Here is a 15,816-nt window from a genome sequence, read left to right on the forward strand (position 1 = left end):
CCTCCAAAACTGCGCCAAAGATGGGAAAATTATCACAAAAATGCTATGATGCTCGTAAATTATTCGCAAGTTTGGCCATGCAGATTTTATTATTTAGCAATCATCGCGCGCTGATAGACCACGTTCGGCGATCCCTATCGGATGACAATAGCTCACACACGCTGATTCATGCTGGCACGCTCACAGACACCATCACATCATGCAAGCTAAACCAGCCTGCCATCATCATTATTGATGTCTCTACAGCACCCATCACGTTCTTTGTTCACAGATTCATCGAGCACTATCATAGAAAGCTGCGCCCTGCCATTGTGCTGTTTAGCCAAAATGACAACCTGCCCATGGACATCGCATCGCTTGGCGTGCAGGGCGTTCACGCGTATGGCGATAACAAATTCCCCTGCATGTCAGACATCATCGAGTGCTGCACCCAGCCAACCCTAGCGCAGCGCCAGTCGCACGAGTACGTCATGATACGCAGCCATCGCGGCGATGAGCGGATTTTTATTGATGATATTTTTTATTGCCAAGCGGAACAAAAATACACCAAGATTCGCCATCGCCACGGCACCACATTCACCGACGACACCCTAAAATCCCTAGAGTCTCTACACCCCGCCAAGCTGGTGCGCATCCATCGCCACACCTTAGTAGGCATGGCGCACATCCGCGCCATCACGAGCGATGACGGTCATCAGCTGCATTTATACGGTGTCAGCGAATCACTTGACATCTCACGGCGCTGCCTGCCAGCCCTGCGTGATAAGTTAAAAAGCAGCCAAGATAACCAAAATAGGTCAGCATTTGCCCAAAGCTCATTAATGTGATTAAATATAACCAATCAAACAACCCTACGGAAAAATGAAAAATCATGACAACTGCACTTAACATCCCTGCCACCCTAACCATCGCCACACGTCAAAGCCCGCTTGCGCTATGGCAGGCGAATTTTGTCAAAGATACGCTTGAGAAGCTGTATCCTACGATGAAAGTCGAGCTGCTTGAGATGGTTACCAAAGGCGATAAAATCCTAGACACCCCTCTTGCCAAGATCGGCGGTAAGGGTCTCTTCGTCAAAGAACTCGAAAACGCCCTATATGAAAAACGCGCTGACATTGCTGTGCACTCCCTAAAAGACGTGCCGATGGTTCTGCCAGAAGGGCTGACACTAGGCGCCTATCTAGAGCGCCACGCGCCGACAGACGCCTTCGTATCGAATCGCTATGCCAGCCTAGATGAGCTGCCTGATGGCGCAGTCCTAGGCACATCAAGCCTACGCCGCGAATGCCAAATCGCTCACACCAAGGGAAACCTGATCATCAAATCCCTGCGCGGTAATGTCGGCACCCGCCTATCAAAACTCGATGCTGGCGAATATGATGCCATCATTCTGGCAACCAGCGGACTAGAGCGCCTAGGCTTGGGTGAGCGTATCCGTCATGAGCTCGATGATGAGCTTAGTCTGCCTGCGGTGGGTCAAGGGGCATTGGCGATCGAGTGCCGAGCGGATGACGAGACGATTTTACAGTTATTAGCACCGCTAAATCACCTAGCCACACGTCTGTGTGTGATCGCAGAACGTGCGATGAACAAGACGCTAGAAGGCGGCTGCCAAGTGCCGATCGCAGGCTTTGCCACCATCGATGGCGACACGCTCAGCCTTCGCGGCCGAGTGGGCAGCATCGATGGTAAGACACTACTAAAATCTCAAAACACCATCACCTTAACACACACCGCAGATGATGAACAAAATGCCGAGAACCTAGGTAAACAAATCGCCCAAGACCTACTATCCCAAGGCGCTGATCAGATTCTAAAAGAAGTCTATCAAAACAATGGCTGACACTCTGTTCATCAATACCCGCCCCACGCACCGAAGTGATGCACTCAATCGCTTGAGCGTGCGTGTGGCAAATCTGCCCTTGCTTGCCATCAATGATTTATCACTGACGGCAAGCGAGCAGGCGATGATGGGCAGATTTTGTCACACCAACCCGTATAAAGTCCTGATCGTCACCAGTGCAGAGTCCGCCAAACGCGCCATTCGTTATCTAAGCAATCAAGGCTATAATACCGCTCAAGAACTGACAGCTCTATCAGAATGCACTATTGTCGCCGTGGGAAGTGCGACCGCCAGAGCCTTGATAAATTTTGGCTTTACGGTGGTTCTGCCTGCCACCGCCAATAACGAAGGCATGTTGGCACTTGATATCATCCAGCGCCTAACATCAGGCGATCAGGTCATGGTCTGGCGCGGTGTAGGTGGGCGCAGGCTACTGCATGATGACCTAATCGGCCGCGGCGTGCAGATAGATGCCATCGAATGGTACGAACGCACCGTCCCACATGACCTGATTAACATTCATCATGCCATCGCACCACTCATCGATGATGCGATGGCAATGCGCACACCTGTATTTATGCTCATCGCCAGTCAGATGGCGTTCGAACATTGGCAAAGCCTCAACAACCCACACGCCCCACAGCTGCACTATCTCACCCTAGGCGAGCGTTTGTTTGATATCGTCAAGACCGCGCACCCCGCCGCACAGGTATATCTGATTGATAATCTCGACGCCGACCACGTCAGCGCCATCATCACACGCCTATCTCAAGACCTCCTAGACTGCTAAACTGCTAAATATTCACCAATTTTTGGCAAATTTTTCCCACGCCCCTTGAAAAACACCCAAAAGCCTTTATCAAGATAAGGATTTTATTGTTATATCTTTTCACAGGCAGGACAACCATGACCGAACAAACTCAAGACATCACCAACGAAGAGACCACAGCCACCGAGCAGGTCGCAGGCGAAACTTGCGAATTGACCGCCAAAATTGCCGAATTAGAAGCCCAAGTCAAAGAGGCCAAAGACGCAGCAGCTCGTGCCAATGCCGAGTCCTACAACGCTCAACGCCGTATGGAGCAAGAAACCGACAAAGCCAAAAAATTCGCTCTACAAAAGTTCGCCAAAGAGCTACTGGACGTGGTGGATAACTTAGAGCGCGGTCTAGAAGCCAGCGAAAAATCAGGAACGGATGAGAGCGTTCTTGAAGGCTTGCGCCTAACCCATAAATCTCTGCTTAGTGTGCTAGAACGCAATGGCGTGATAGCAGTCGGAGAAGTTGGCGAGAGTTTCAACCCTGATTTGCACGAAGCGGTGGGTATTTTCCCTGATGCGGACAAAGACACCATTGGACAAGTACTGCAAAAAGGCTACACGCTAAATGAACGCTCCATTCGTCCTGCAATGGTGCTGGTGGGAGCTTAATACCGTCCTTGAAAGTTTGATTTATGCTTAAAACTTGGGTGGATTACAACTTACCTCAAGTTGGATAAGCATAAAAACACATGGGCGAAATTTTTATGATAGCTTATGGATTTTGTTTTAAATTTCAATGGCTTAAAACAAAATTTTTATAAAAAATTTTTTAAAAATTTGTCAAATTTTCTCTTGAAAATACAAATTTGACACAAATATAACACACCAAGTTTGACAAAACTGTTTTGCAAATTTGTCAAAAATTAACTGAACAAATCGGAGAAAAATTATGGGTAAAGTTATCGGTATTGACTTAGGTACAACCAACTCTTGTGTGGCGGTACTAGAAAATGGCAACGTCAAAGTCATTGAAAATGCCGAAGGGGCGAGAACCACGCCTTCTATCGTGGCATTCAAAGACGGCGAGACCCTAGTCGGTCAATCTGCCAAACGCCAAGCAGTTACCAACCCACAAAACACCTTATTTGCCGTAAAACGTCTTATCGGTCGCCGTTATGACGAACAAGCGGTTCAAAAAGACATCGGTCTTGTGCCTTACAAAATCGTCAAAGCCGACAATGGCGATGCGTGGGTAGAAGTGAACGGCAAGAAACAAGCACCGCCACAAATCTCTGCCGAAGTTTTGAAAAAAATGAAAAAAACCGCCGAAGATTATCTTGGCGAAACCGTAACCGAAGCGGTTGTTACCGTGCCTGCTTATTTTAACGATGCCCAGCGTCAAGCCACAAAAGACGCAGGACGTATCGCAGGGCTTGATGTTAAGCGCATCATCAACGAGCCAACCGCTGCCGCCCTTGCTTTTGGTCTTGACAAAAAAGAAGGCGACCGCACCATTGCTGTGTATGACTTGGGTGGTGGTACCTTTGACGTGTCTATCATTGAGATTGCGGACGTGGACGGCGAACAGCAGTTTGAGGTGCTGTCTACCAACGGCGATACTTTCCTAGGTGGTGAAGACTTTGACATTGCTTTGATTGACTACCTTGTGGACGAGTTCAAAAAAGAGCAAAACGTCAACCTAAAAGGCGACCCGCTAGCCATGCAACGCCTAAAAGAAGCTGCCGAAAAAGCCAAAATTGAACTGTCAAGCTCAACGTCTACCGAAGTGAACTTGCCGTACATCACCGCAGATGCCACAGGTCCTAAGCACTTGGTAGTAACAGTCAGCCGTGCCAAACTAGAAGCCTTGACCGAAGAGCTGGTGGCTCGCACGATTGCCCCATGTAAAATCGCCCTAGAAGATGCTGGTCTATCTGCCAGCGACATTGATGACGTGATTTTGGTGGGTGGTCAAAGCCGTATGCCACTTGTCCAGCAAAAAGTACAAGAGTTCTTTGGTAAAGAGCCAAGAAAAGACGTGAACCCTGATGAAGCGGTGGCAATCGGGGCGGCGATTCAAGGGGCGGTACTTGCCGGCGACAAAAAAGATGTCTTGCTACTTGACGTAACTCCGCTAACGCTAGGCATTGAGACGATGGGTGGCGTGATGACGGCAATCATTGAGAAAAACACGATGATTCCCACCAAAAAATCACAAGTGTTCTCAACCGCTGCCGACAACCAGCCTGCCGTAAGCATTCAGGTGTATCAAGGCGAGCGTAAAGTGGCGAGCCAAAACAAACTTTTGGGCAACTTTGACTTAACTGACATTCCGCCTGCACCCCGTGGCGTGCCACAGATTGAAGTTACCTTTGACATCAACGCAGACGGTATCATGAACATCTCTGCTAAAGACAAAGGCACAGGCAAATCACAATCCATCCAAATCAAAGCCGACAGCGGTTTGACGGAGGAAGAGATTGAACAAATGGTGCGTGATGCCGAAGCCAATGCCGAAGCGGATAAGAAGTTTGCCGAGCTTGCGGGCGTGCGCAACGAAGCGGACGGACGTATCGCAGGGGTACAAAAAGCCCTAAAAGAAAATGGCGACAAAGCGACCGATGAAGAAAAACAAGCGGTAGAAACGGCTATCAGCGAGCTAGAACTTGCGACCAAAGAAGATGACGTGGACGCAATCAAAGCCAAGCTAGAAGCCCTTGACAACGCATTCTTGCCAATCGGTACGAAGATTTATAGCACTGACCAAGGTGCAGGTGCGGACGCAGGTCAAGCACAGCAAGCCAAACCTGCCGATGACGGTGTGGTAGATGCTGAGTTTACCGAAGTTAAAGATGATAAATAATCTTTGATTGGTAACTACTGGAAAACAAAAGAACACCGCTCAATTTGATTGGGCGGTGTTCTTTTATGGAAAATTTGTGAAAAATTTTCTTGTGCAGTATTTGTATCTAATTTTGACGTATAATATTGACATACCAACTAATACGCCACACCATGCACATTCTCATCATCGAAGACGACCCTGCCATTGCCACGACCTTGCGTTTTGCCTTAGAGCGTGAAGGCCATACCGTGTCATGGGCGGACACGGTTTCCAAAGTCGCCCCATGCCTTGATACGCCACGCCTTGACGCTGTCGTGCTGGACGTGGGATTGCCTGACGGAGACGGTTTTGGCGTGTGCCAAATGATACGCCAAGGCGACAAGCACGCCCACGCCCCCATACTGTTCTTGACAGCACGCACGGACGAGATAGACCGCATTTTGGGTTTGGAGCTGGGGGCGGATGACTACATCGCCAAGCCATTTAGCCCCCGAGAGCTGATAGCCCGACTAAAAGCGATATGGCGTAGAGAAAACATCTTTACCCAAAAATCGGACAAATCTGATACATCAGGCAAATCAGACACCGCCCACACCGACTTTACCAAAACCACAGGCAGACACACTTGGCGTTATCAAGCCCATGATTATTCACTTTCTCTAAATAATTACGCCTTGACCTTATCAAAAACCGAGCTTGGCATCATGCTCACCTTGCTTGCCAACCCCACGCACATTTTGTCCCGTGAGCAGATTTTGGCAAGCATTTCCGACCACCCCGAACACCGTCTATCACGCACCATTGACAGTCATATCAAGACTTTACGGCAAAAATTGGCAGAAGTGTGCGATGATGAGATTATCATCACGCATCGGGGGCTTGGGTATGGATTGGCTTAACTTTTGACAAATCCACGCCCACGCTCTGATGAACGAGAAAAGATAATGTTAATGCTTGCACAAGGCATAAAACCCAGTAAAATCGCAAGCATGTTAGGACGTTCTCGTTCAACAATTTCAAGAGAAATATCAAAAAATTGTAAGTTAAACCAAGCATGCAAACCTAAGTTTAAATTAGATGACAAAGAGTTATGTCAGTTGGTGCATGATAAGTTTATGAGTCACAGGTGGTCTCCAGAGCAAATCAGTAAACGTCTTAGGCTTGAGAATACAAAACACCAAATAAGTGCCAATACAATTTATCGAGCCATTTATCATGGATGGTTTGATGAAAGTGGCAGATTGGCACGTCGTAAGCTACGCCATAAAGGTAAGACAAGACATGCTAAGACTCATGATGAAAAGCGTGGTAAAATTAAGATCAGTCATGAATTATCAGAACGTCCAGTAATGAAAATACCAATGGACTGCTTAGAGAATATTTCCCTAAGCATCAAGATTTAAGCAAGTGGCATGAAAGCGATATTATCAGTAAAGTAAATGAACTCAATCATAGACCCAAAAAGTGTTTAAACTGGAAAACACCTTATGAGGTTTATTTTGATGAAGTGTTGCAGTTAGTTTGATAATTCAAGAGTTTAAACAAGATTTTTCTTTGTCGGCGATGATTGCAGGGCTTTTGGCAGTCGTAATTTCTTATGCAGATCCTTTGGTAATTTTTTTCAAGCTGGTGAAAGTGCAGGCGTTAGCACCCCTATGATAATATCGTGGATTTGGGCGGTGTCATTGGGTTTGGCAGTTGGTAGTATTGTATTGTCTTTGTATTACAAAGTACCGATTTTACTTGCTTGGTCAATCCCAGGTACAGCACTTTTGGTCAGCTTATTTCCAAACCTAAGCCTAAATGAAGCAGTAGGTGCTTATATTGTTGCAGGGTTTATCACGCTGTTGATTGGCATAAGTGGCGGTCTTGATAAAATTTTACATCATATTCCAAAAAGCATTGCAAGTGGTATGATGGCGGGAATTTTGTTTGATTTTGGGCGTGGGGCGTTTTTGGCATCTGCCAACTCACCACTACTGGCTTTTGCGATGCTTATCAGTTTTTTATTTGCCAAGCGTTTTACGCCACGCTATGCCATTGTTTGGGTGCTATTTAGTGGTCTTGTGGTGGCGTTTTATTTGGGGCTTATTCAAACCAAACAGGTACTTACTATCTATATTACTGAGCCGATTTTTATTTTTCCTGCATTTTCGGTACAAGCAATACTCAATTTAGCAATCCCTTTGGTGTTGTTAAATTTAACAGGGCAATTTTTGCCAAGTATGGCACTTGCCAAAACCCATAAATACGCCGTATCTAGCCGTCCTATCATCACGACTGTCAGTATATTATCAGTTTTGGTAGCATTTTTTGGTGGTATTAGTATCGTACTAGCAGCGGTTACATCCGCTTTATGTATGAGCAAAGACTGCCACGACAATCCTGCCAAACGCTATGTCGGTGGTGTATTTGATGGGGTGTTTTATTTGGTGGCAGCGGTATTGGCAAAGCACCCCAAAAAGGACTAGAAGACCCAAAACTTATCAATGCTGGCAAAGAATTTGTAACTATGCTAGACGGCGGTGCATTTTTTCACCACGGCGATTCATTTAGTATGATGCGTGGTGGACATCTTGATATTTGCGTATTGGGAGCATTTTAAGTGAACGAAGACGGCGACCTTGCCAACTGGCACACAGGCGAGCCTGATGCCATTCCTGCGGTGGGCGGTGCGATGGATTTGGCAATCGGTGCTAAAAAGGTCTTTGTTGCCACCGAACATACCACCAAAACAGGCGATCCCAAAATTGTCAAAGACTTAACTTACCCTATCACTGGCAAAAAATGCGTGGACAGAATTTATACCGACCTTTGTGTTATTGATGTAACCGCTGACGGTTTAAAAGTCATTGAAAAAATTGATGGTTTGTCATTTGATGAATTACAACGCCTAACAGATGCAACTTTAATAGACAGTACAAATTAATGCCAATTATTGGATAAAACAATGATTGAATATCAATTTTTTTAATAAGGATAAATTATGCAAACAGCTTATATTATTGATGCCATTCGCACACCTTTTGGGCGTTATGGCGGTAGTTTGGCAAGTGTGCGTGCCGATGATTTGGGGGCAGTCGTCATTGAAGCACTCACAAATCGCAACACACAAGTGGATTTTGGTCAAGTGGACGATGTGATTTTTGGCTGTGCCAATCAAGCAGGCGAAGATAACCGCAATGTTGGGCGAATGTCAACACTTTTGGCGGGTCTGCCTACACACGTACCTGTAACCACCATTAATCGTTTGTGTGGTTCATCGCTAGATGCCATTGCCATTGCCAATCGTGCTATTAAAGCAGGCGAAGCCAATCTCATCATCGCAGGCGGTGTGAAGAGTATGAGCCGAGCACCATTTGTTATGGGTAAAGCTGACAACGCCTTTGACCGCACCCAAAAAAAATAGAAGACACCACGATGGGTTGGCGGTTTATTAACCCACAATTAAAAGAACAATATGGGGTGGACACTGTGCCCCAAACGGCAGAAAATGTGGCAGAAAAGTTTGGCATTAACCGTGAAGACCAAGATAAATTCGCCCTAAGAAGCCAGCAATTGACCAAAATCGCCTAAGAAAACGGCTTTTTTGACAAAGAAATTACCCCTGTTAGCATACCCCAACGCAAGGCAGAGCCTGTGATTGTAAAAAAGATGAACACCCACGAGCAGATACGACCCTTGAAGGTCTAGCAAAACTCAAACCCATTGTCAAAGCAGACGGTACAATTGCCGCTGGCAACGCATCAGGCATTAACGACGGTGCAAGTGCCATACTGATTGCCTCTGATAAAGCAGTAGCAAAATTTGGTTAAAACCTCGTGCCAAAATCATCGCCAGTACCACCGTAGGCATTGAGCCACGCATTATGGGTTTTGCCCCTGCTCCTGCTATTCAAAAATTGCTTGCTATGACACATCTTAGTCTTGATGATATAGATGTTATTGAACTTAATGAAGCCTTTGCTTCCCAAGCACTTGCTTGCACTCGTGAACTAGGACTTGCCGATGATGACAGCCGTATCAATCCCAATGGCGGTGCGATTGCCATCGGACACCCCTTAGGTGCGTCTGGGGCAAGACTGGTTACCACCGCTTTAAATCAACTAGAAAATATCAATGGCAAATACGCCCTATGCAGTATGTGTATTGGCGTAGGGCAGGGCATTGCCTTAATTATTAAAAGAGTATAGACCTTATTAAATTATTAGCACCATTAAATTATCAGGATAACTTATTATGCCTATTTTTCAAAAAAAAACAATGTCAGTTTACACTACCAAACCTTTGGTAACCCCAAAAAATCCTGCCTTGGTTTTCTCCAACTCATCGGGAACAGACTACACAATGTTGCAAGCCCAAATTGACGCTTTGCAAAAAGATTTTTTTCTTATCTGCTATGACACTCGTGGACACGGTCAAAGCACCGCGCCCAATAAGTCTTATACAATAGCAGAATTGGGGTGTGATGTGGTGAGTTTATTAGAGCATTTGCACATCAAAAAAGCCCATTTTTGTGGTATCTCTATGGGGGGGCTAACAGGTATTTGGCTGTCTATTCACGCTCCTGATAAATTTGATAAAATCATTGTTGCCAATACCGCCGCCAAAATCGGTAATCAACACGCTTGGCAAGGCAGAGCAACAAGTGTACAAGCCAATGGCTTACAACCTACCGCTGACACCGCTCCGAGTCGCTGGTTTAGCAATGGCTTTATTCAAAATCACCCCAATATTGTCAAAAATTTAAGCGACAGCCTAGCAAAAGGCGACAAAGACGGCTATGCTAACTGCTGTCAAGCCCTAGCAATCGCTGATTTGCGTGATGAGTTAGAAAACACCAAAACGCCGATAATTGTCATCACAGGCGAAAAAGACCCTGTTACTACCGTGGCAGACGGACAATTTATTGTAGATAACGCCCCCAATGCACGCCTTGTTACACTCAATGCTTCGCATATTTCCAATATAGAACAAGCTGATAAATTTACCAAGGCGATAAAAGACTTTTTGACAAAAACCTAAGACAAATTTAGACTGTTTTTGGGTAATTGGTTTATAATATACCAAATCATTATACAAATACCCATGAGACAGTTATTATTCGCCCTAGCATTTACCGTGCAAGCACTTGTTGTACCAACCTATGCTCTGATTGACGAACAAGCGGTCAGCGAGCTGATTTTAAGCGACAACAACCAAGCCACAACAGACAACAAGCCAACAGACTTAGACGACATCGCCATTGACAATAAAGCCATTGCCGACAGCGACATTCAAAACCGCATTCAGGCAATTTTTGCAGAAATAGAAGGGCTTGACAAAGTGGTCGTAACCGTCAATCAAGGCGTGGTCAAACTGTTAGGCGAAACCGCCAACGACAAAAAAGCCGTGCAAGCATTTAATTTGGCAAATCGCCTACAAGGCGTGGTGGCAGTAGAAGACGAAATCAGTCGCACGCTAAGCGTTGAAGACAATGTCACGCCTGTGGTCAATGAGCTAATGAGTAAGGTTAAATCTTGGACAAAAGCCCTGCCCTTATTGCTCACTGCTTTATTGGCGTTTTTGGTGGTGGCAAGCGTTGGCAAATTTTTGTCAAACCGCACACAGTTTTGGCAAAAAGTGACCCCAAACCCTTTTGTGGCAGAGTTGTTGTCTGGCACGGTCAAATTTGTCTTTATCGTGCTTGGGCTTATTTTGGGCTTGTCTTTAATGGGGGCTCAAGGCGTGATTGGTACTTTGCTTGGCGGTGCAGGGATTTTGGGTATTGCAGTGGGTTTTGCGGTCAAAGATTCTATTGAAAACTACATCGCCTCTATTATGCTAAGCCTACGTCAGCCATTTCGGGCGACCGACCGTGTGATTATCAACGACAAAGAGGGCATTGTGGTAAGGCTTACAAGCCGTGCGACTATTTTGATGACCCTTGATGGCAATCATTTAAGAATCCCCAATTCAGAAGTGTTTAAAGGCACGATTTTAAATTATACCAAAAATCCTGAAAGGCGGTTTCGCTTTGAGCTTGGGGTGGACGCCAACAACGACCCCTTGGCGGCGATTAAAGTGGGGCTTGATGCGATAAATTCGCTAGATTTTGTGCTTGATGAGCCAAAAGCGGTGGCGGTAATTAACGAGATTGGCGACTCAAACATCGTACTTGAATTTCAAGTGTGGGTCAATCAAAGCCAAACCGATTTTGCCAAAGCACGCAGTATCGCTATTCGCCAGACGAAACACGCCCTAGAAAACACAGGGTTTAGCTTGCCTGAACCGATTTATAAGCTAAACTTTGACCAAGCCTTAGAAGATGCGATTGTCAATCTTGCCAATAAATTTGGTCAAAATCAAGTACGCCCAATCGCAAACGCTGATGACAGCGAAAAACAAAAAGCCAAACAGCGTGCCAAACAAATCCTAGACAACGCCAGCATTGATGATATGCTAAGCACCGATCCCGACCCCAAACTTCGCCAAAAAGTCCAAGACGAGATTACCAATAAAGACAATGATTTATTAAACGATACAAGCCCAGAAGAGTGAGTTAAATGTACAAAAAAAGCACAATTTAGGTTGTGCTTTTTGGGTTGCGATTAAGCAGGAAACTATTGCCTAATCACAACTTTCTGCCATTCGACGCATTAAAAATCATCATGAAAACTGGATTGACAAGGTGATTTGCTCACTTTTTGAGTAACCTACAAAACCCAAGCCCATTTTAAAGCATATTCCAATCAATACAGCCTATTTTTGATGGTTTTTGATTAGTATCTGGCATCTTTAGGTTTATCGCCATTTGGCCAGTCCTTAACTTTCCCCTCAAAATCAGGTCTTGGCTTATGGGTAAAAAACTCAGCAACATCAACAGCATCTTGGTCGCTTAGCACACCGCCATGCCCCCAAAGCCCTTGTGTTTGCATACCCATAGGCATATTATACTTGATAAAAGCCGCCGCCTTGTAGGTTCTTGCCATGTCTGCACCGATATTAAACGATTCATCACCCCAAAGCGGTGGAAAAGCAACTAACCCTAGATGGTCTTTTTTGCCCTCACCGTTGTCACCATGGCAACTGGCACATTGAGCATGGTAAATTTGCTCACCTCTGATAGGGTCTGGGACAAGACTGGTATCAACCTTACCTGCATTTTTTACATCTACCATGCTTTGTTTGGGCAGATTTTGTGAAAGCCATTTCATATAAGCAATCATTGCTGTCATCTCAGGTGAATCAGGCTTTAAGGGTTTGCCATTCATAGAACGCCTAAAACAGCCATTGATACGCATGACCAAATCCACCTCCTTGCCTGCTCGTGGCTTGTAAGTTGGGTAGGTATTAAAGCTGTTAATGTATGGGTCGCCCAAGGGGATTTTACCGCTTGCGATATGACAGCTGTTGCAGTTCATTTGAGCACCCACGGATAAAAACCGTCAAGCATGCAAACCTAAGTTTAAATTAGATGACAAAGAGTTATGTCAGTTGGTGCATGATAAGTTTATGAGTCACAGGTGTTCTCCAGAGCAAATCAGTAAACGTCTTAGGCTTGAGAATACAAAACACCAAATAAGTGCCAATACAATTTATCGAGCCATTTATCATGGATGGTTTGATGAAAGTGGCAGATTGGCACGTCGTAAGCTACGCCATAAAGGTAAGACAAGACATGCTAAGACTCATGATGAAAAGCGTGGTAAAATTAAGATCAGTCATGAATTATCAGAACGTCCAGTAATGAAAATACCAATGGACTGCTTAGAGAATATTTCCCTAAGCATCAAGATTTAAGCAAGTGGCATGAAAGCGATATTATCAGTAAAGTAAATGAACTCAATCATAGACCCAAAAAGTGTTTAAACTGGAAAACACCTTATGAGGTTTATTTTAATGAAGTGTTGCAGTTGGTTTGATAGTTCAAGCTTAAAAACTTTTAAGGCTTAAAACTGATTAACAGGAATGCGAACATACGGCTTGCCGTTTTGGGTGGTAAAAAATTCGCCTGCGTTGATATTGACCTGCACGGACGGAAGCATGAGTCTAGGCACGGATAGGGTTTTGTCCCGAGTGTCTCTCATGTTAATAAAGTCATCTCGGCTGATACCGTCTTTGACGTGGATATTATGCCGTCTTTGCTCGCCGACTGTCGTGGTTGGGCTATACGTGCGGTGCTTTGACGGATAGTCATGGCACAGATACAATACCGTCTCATCGGGCAGTGCCAGAATGCGTTGTATCGAATCATAAAGCCGACCGCTATCACCAGCAGGAAAATCACAACGAGCCGTACCAACATCGGGAGCAAAGAGCGTATCACCCACAAAGACGATGAGTCGTGTGCCGTCCGTTACCTGATACGCCATGTCCGCAGGGGTATGCCCTGCCACGTGCATGGCGGTAATGCTAAGACTGCCAAGTGCAAGAGTCGTGCCGTCATCGGTCAAATGGTCAAATTGAGACGCATTGGGAATAAAGTCATCATCAAGGTCATAGATGTCCTTAAAAATATGCTGAACCGTGGCAATGTGTTTGCCGATGACCGTCTGCCCGCCAAGTTGCTCTTTTAGATAATGGGCGGACGTAAGATGGTCGGCATGGGCGTGGGTCTCAATGATGTATTTGACCGTCAAATCGTGCGTTGTGATAAAATTGATGAGTTTATCGGCATTATCATAACTCACCCGCCCCGACACAGGGTCATAATCTAACACAGGGTCAATGATGGCACACAGTTTGGTATCATCATCGATGAGTATGTGGCTATACGTCTGGGTCTGTGGGTCTAAAAAAGAATGTACGTTCATGTGTCCGCTCCCTGATATTCGTGGGTTTAGTTATTTATAGCATAATTTACCCACCCCTACAATGCTATTTTAGATAATTCTAAAATAAGAAGAATCAATCAAAATAATTATCATCATGCCAACTTTTCACACCCTACTTGACCGCATTTTTAAAAAACGCCTAAGTTTTAGCATTTTTGTGCGGATATGGCTCACCTTTGCCTTGATTACCCTGTTGTCATCGTCCCTTGCCCTATATTATGTCCAAAAAACCGTGCGACCGTCCGCCAAGCGTGTGGTAGAAGACAGTCTTGTAGATACATCAGTGCTACTGTCGCACATCGTGGCAGATGACGTGGCAGATTTATCAAAAGATGAGTTAAATCAATCCCTTAACGCCAAATTATCCCACGCCTTTACCAACCCTGATGAACCACTTTGGTATCACCAAAAATCCAAAAGCACTTACCACATCTATATCACAGACGGCACAGGAGTGGTCATCTATGACAGTCGTGGGGCAAGCGTGGGGGCGGATTTTAGCCGTTGGAATGACGTGTATCTGACCTTGCGTGGCAAATACGGGGCAAGAAGCACTGACATCGGCGGGCATTCGGTCATGTATGTGGCAAGCCCGATTGTCTCAGACGGGCAGATAATTGGCGTGGTGTCCGTTGGCAAGCCCACTCAAACGCTCATTCCTTATATCAACAAAAGCACCGATGAAATCATTAAGATTATCTTAACGATTATGGCGATCACGCTTACCACCGCCACGCTCATGGCATGGTGGTTAAGACGCAGCATAGACAGCGTGAACCGCTACACCAAAGGGCTTGCCAGCACCGCTCCGCCCCATTTTTATCTTGGGCGAGAGCTGAACGAACTCATGGCAAGCATTCACGCCATGAAAGACACCATAGAAAATAAGGCGTACGTCAGCGAGTACGTCCACACGCTCACGCATGAGCTAAAATCGCCCCTGACCGCCATTCGTGCCAGTAGTGAGATTTTGACGGACGAGCTGAGTCTTGCCGAGCGTGAGCAGTTTACTGGCATTATCCTATCGCAAACGGACAAATTGACCGCCTTAGTGGACAAACTTTTAACCCTTGCCAAGATTGAACAGCCCACCTTTAAACTTACCATGAGCGATGTTGATTTGGATGCACTCATTCAAACCTGCCTAAATCAGCAGTCGGCAACCCTAAAACAGCTTGGCAAAACCGTGCAATTTACCAAAAGCAGTATTCATATCCGTGCCGATGAATTTTGGCTCACCCAAGCGGTGCAAAACGTCATTGACAACGCCATTTATTATGGCAAAAGTGCGATAGCCATTTATATAAGCCAAACCGAGACGGATACCTTTATCCATATCAAAAACGACAGCGACACGCTGGACGACTTTATCATCAAGCAAGCCTTTGAGCGGTATTTTAGCATGGGCAACAGCCACCGCCAAAAAAGCACAGGGCTTGGGCTAACCCTTGTCAAGCAAGTGATAGAGCTACATGGCGGGGCAGTGAGTTTTAGGCAGGACAAGGATAATTGCGTGATTATGGTAATGAGTGTGCCGCGCTGATTTCACACATT

12 protein-coding genes and 5 pseudogenes are annotated in these 15,816 nt (G+C 45.6%); 15 read left to right on the forward strand and 2 right to left on the reverse strand.

Annotated features, from left to right (window positions below; all coding sequences use genetic code 11):
- The first annotated feature begins 20 nt into the window (after positions 1-20).
- From AAX10_RS09665 to AAX10_RS09730, 12 genes and pseudogenes are all read left to right on the forward strand, one after another.
- The gene (locus AAX10_RS09665) at positions 21-827 is read left to right on the forward strand and encodes a LytR/AlgR family response regulator transcription factor (RefSeq protein ID WP_052585290.1); all 807 of its coding nucleotides are present in this window, start codon (positions 21-23) and stop codon (positions 825-827) included.
- A 44-nt stretch (positions 828-871) separates the two neighbouring features.
- Positions 872-1,843 carry a hydroxymethylbilane synthase gene (gene hemC / locus AAX10_RS09670; protein ID WP_036363893.1) on the forward strand — a complete coding sequence of 324 codons (972 nt, stop codon included), beginning with the start codon at positions 872-874 and terminating at the stop codon, positions 1,841-1,843.
- Positions 1,836-2,633 (forward strand): uroporphyrinogen-III synthase, encoded by a 798-nt coding sequence (locus AAX10_RS09675; protein WP_052585289.1) that lies wholly within the window; start codon positions 1,836-1,838, stop codon positions 2,631-2,633. The genes hemC and AAX10_RS09675 overlap by 8 nt, the downstream gene beginning before the upstream one ends.
- 116 nt (positions 2,634-2,749) lie before the next feature.
- A complete protein-coding gene (grpE, locus tag AAX10_RS09680) occupies positions 2,750-3,271 on the forward strand; it encodes a nucleotide exchange factor GrpE (RefSeq protein WP_036363889.1) in 522 nt (173 codons plus the stop codon).
- 280 nt (positions 3,272-3,551) lie between these two features.
- Complete coding sequence (gene dnaK, locus AAX10_RS09685; protein ID WP_046700487.1) at positions 3,552-5,465, forward strand: molecular chaperone DnaK; 1,914 nt, start codon at positions 3,552-3,554, stop codon at positions 5,463-5,465.
- A 152-nt stretch (positions 5,466-5,617) separates the two neighbouring features.
- Positions 5,618-6,346 carry a response regulator gene (locus AAX10_RS09690; protein ID WP_046700488.1) on the forward strand — a complete coding sequence of 243 codons (729 nt, stop codon included), beginning with the start codon at positions 5,618-5,620 and terminating at the stop codon, positions 6,344-6,346.
- A 45-nt stretch (positions 6,347-6,391) separates the two neighbouring features.
- A pseudogene (locus tag AAX10_RS09695) lies at positions 6,392-6,972 on the forward strand (transposase).
- Positions 6,973-7,102: 130 nt separating this feature from the next.
- Positions 7,103-7,918, forward strand: a complete 816-nt coding sequence (locus AAX10_RS09700) for a benzoate/H(+) symporter BenE family transporter (RefSeq protein WP_080947169.1) — start codon at positions 7,103-7,105, stop codon at positions 7,916-7,918.
- Positions 7,909-8,376, forward strand: a pseudogene (locus AAX10_RS09705) (CoA-transferase); the annotation flags it as partial. The gene AAX10_RS09700 and the pseudogene AAX10_RS09705, both read left to right, overlap by 10 nt.
- Before the next feature lie 57 nt (positions 8,377-8,433).
- A pseudogene (gene pcaF / locus AAX10_RS10430) lies at positions 8,434-9,639 on the forward strand (3-oxoadipyl-CoA thiolase).
- A 46-nt stretch (positions 9,640-9,685) separates the two neighbouring features.
- Positions 9,686-10,471, forward strand: a pseudogene (pcaD, locus tag AAX10_RS09725) (3-oxoadipate enol-lactonase).
- A gap of 63 nt (positions 10,472-10,534) precedes the next feature.
- Complete coding sequence (locus AAX10_RS09730; RefSeq protein ID WP_046700491.1) at positions 10,535-11,986, forward strand: mechanosensitive ion channel family protein; 1,452 nt, start codon at positions 10,535-10,537, stop codon at positions 11,984-11,986.
- Between the two features lie 221 nt (positions 11,987-12,207).
- On the opposite strand, the gene AAX10_RS09735 is transcribed toward AAX10_RS09730, so the two are convergent.
- Positions 12,208-12,849: a c-type cytochrome gene (locus tag AAX10_RS09735; RefSeq protein ID WP_080947171.1), complete on the reverse strand. Its 642-nt coding sequence runs from the start codon at positions 12,847-12,849 to the stop codon at positions 12,208-12,210.
- Positions 12,850-12,940: 91 nt separating this feature from the next.
- Here AAX10_RS09735 and AAX10_RS09740 point away from each other — a divergent pair, with 91 nt between their 5' ends.
- Both AAX10_RS09740 and AAX10_RS10435 read left to right on the forward strand, forming a co-directional pair.
- Complete coding sequence (locus tag AAX10_RS09740; protein ID WP_149038896.1) at positions 12,941-13,228, forward strand: hypothetical protein; 288 nt, start codon at positions 12,941-12,943, stop codon at positions 13,226-13,228.
- Positions 13,171-13,350 (forward strand): annotated as a pseudogene (locus AAX10_RS10435) (transposase); the annotation flags it as partial. The gene AAX10_RS09740 and the pseudogene AAX10_RS10435, both read left to right, overlap by 58 nt.
- Before the next feature lie 27 nt (positions 13,351-13,377).
- Here the strand turns inward: AAX10_RS10435 and AAX10_RS09745 are convergent.
- Complete coding sequence (locus tag AAX10_RS09745) at positions 13,378-14,241, reverse strand: MBL fold metallo-hydrolase (protein WP_036363874.1); 864 nt, start codon at positions 14,239-14,241, stop codon at positions 13,378-13,380.
- Positions 14,242-14,356: 115 nt separating this feature from the next.
- On the opposite strand from AAX10_RS09745, the gene creC reads away from it, so the two are divergent.
- Positions 14,357-15,805, forward strand: coding sequence for a two-component system sensor histidine kinase CreC (gene creC / locus AAX10_RS09750; protein ID WP_046700493.1), 1,449 nt, complete (start codon positions 14,357-14,359; stop codon positions 15,803-15,805).
- Positions 15,806-15,816 lie beyond the last annotated feature (11 nt).

The organism is Moraxella bovoculi (assembly GCF_000988745.2).
GTDB lineage: Bacteria > Pseudomonadota > Gammaproteobacteria > Pseudomonadales > Moraxellaceae > Moraxella > Moraxella bovoculi.

What these genes read in the sequence shown, in the direction of transcription:
- AAX10_RS09665 (WP_052585290.1), top strand. Translation starts at nt 21, where the DNA reads ATGGGAAAATTATCACAAAAATGCTATGATGCTCGTAAATTATTCGCA.
- hemC (WP_036363893.1), top strand. Translation starts at nt 872, where the DNA reads ATGACAACTGCACTTAACATCCCTGCCACCCTAACCATCGCCACACGT.
- AAX10_RS09675 (WP_052585289.1), top strand. Translation starts at nt 1,836, where the DNA reads ATGGCTGACACTCTGTTCATCAATACCCGCCCCACGCACCGAAGTGAT.
- grpE (WP_036363889.1), top strand. Translation starts at nt 2,750, where the DNA reads ATGACCGAACAAACTCAAGACATCACCAACGAAGAGACCACAGCCACC.
- dnaK (WP_046700487.1), top strand. Translation starts at nt 3,552, where the DNA reads ATGGGTAAAGTTATCGGTATTGACTTAGGTACAACCAACTCTTGTGTG.
- AAX10_RS09690 (WP_046700488.1), top strand. Translation starts at nt 5,618, where the DNA reads ATGCACATTCTCATCATCGAAGACGACCCTGCCATTGCCACGACCTTG.
- AAX10_RS09700 (WP_080947169.1), top strand. Translation starts at nt 7,103, where the DNA reads ATGATAATATCGTGGATTTGGGCGGTGTCATTGGGTTTGGCAGTTGGT.
- AAX10_RS09730 (WP_046700491.1), top strand. Translation starts at nt 10,535, where the DNA reads ATGAGACAGTTATTATTCGCCCTAGCATTTACCGTGCAAGCACTTGTT.
- AAX10_RS09735 (WP_080947171.1), bottom strand. Translation starts at nt 12,849, where the DNA reads ATGAACTGCAACAGCTGTCATATCGCAAGCGGTAAAATCCCCTTGGGC.
- AAX10_RS09740 (WP_149038896.1), top strand. Translation starts at nt 12,941, where the DNA reads ATGAGTCACAGGTGTTCTCCAGAGCAAATCAGTAAACGTCTTAGGCTT.
- AAX10_RS09745 (WP_036363874.1), bottom strand. Translation starts at nt 14,241, where the DNA reads ATGAACGTACATTCTTTTTTAGACCCACAGACCCAGACGTATAGCCAC.
- creC (WP_046700493.1), top strand. Translation starts at nt 14,357, where the DNA reads ATGCCAACTTTTCACACCCTACTTGACCGCATTTTTAAAAAACGCCTA.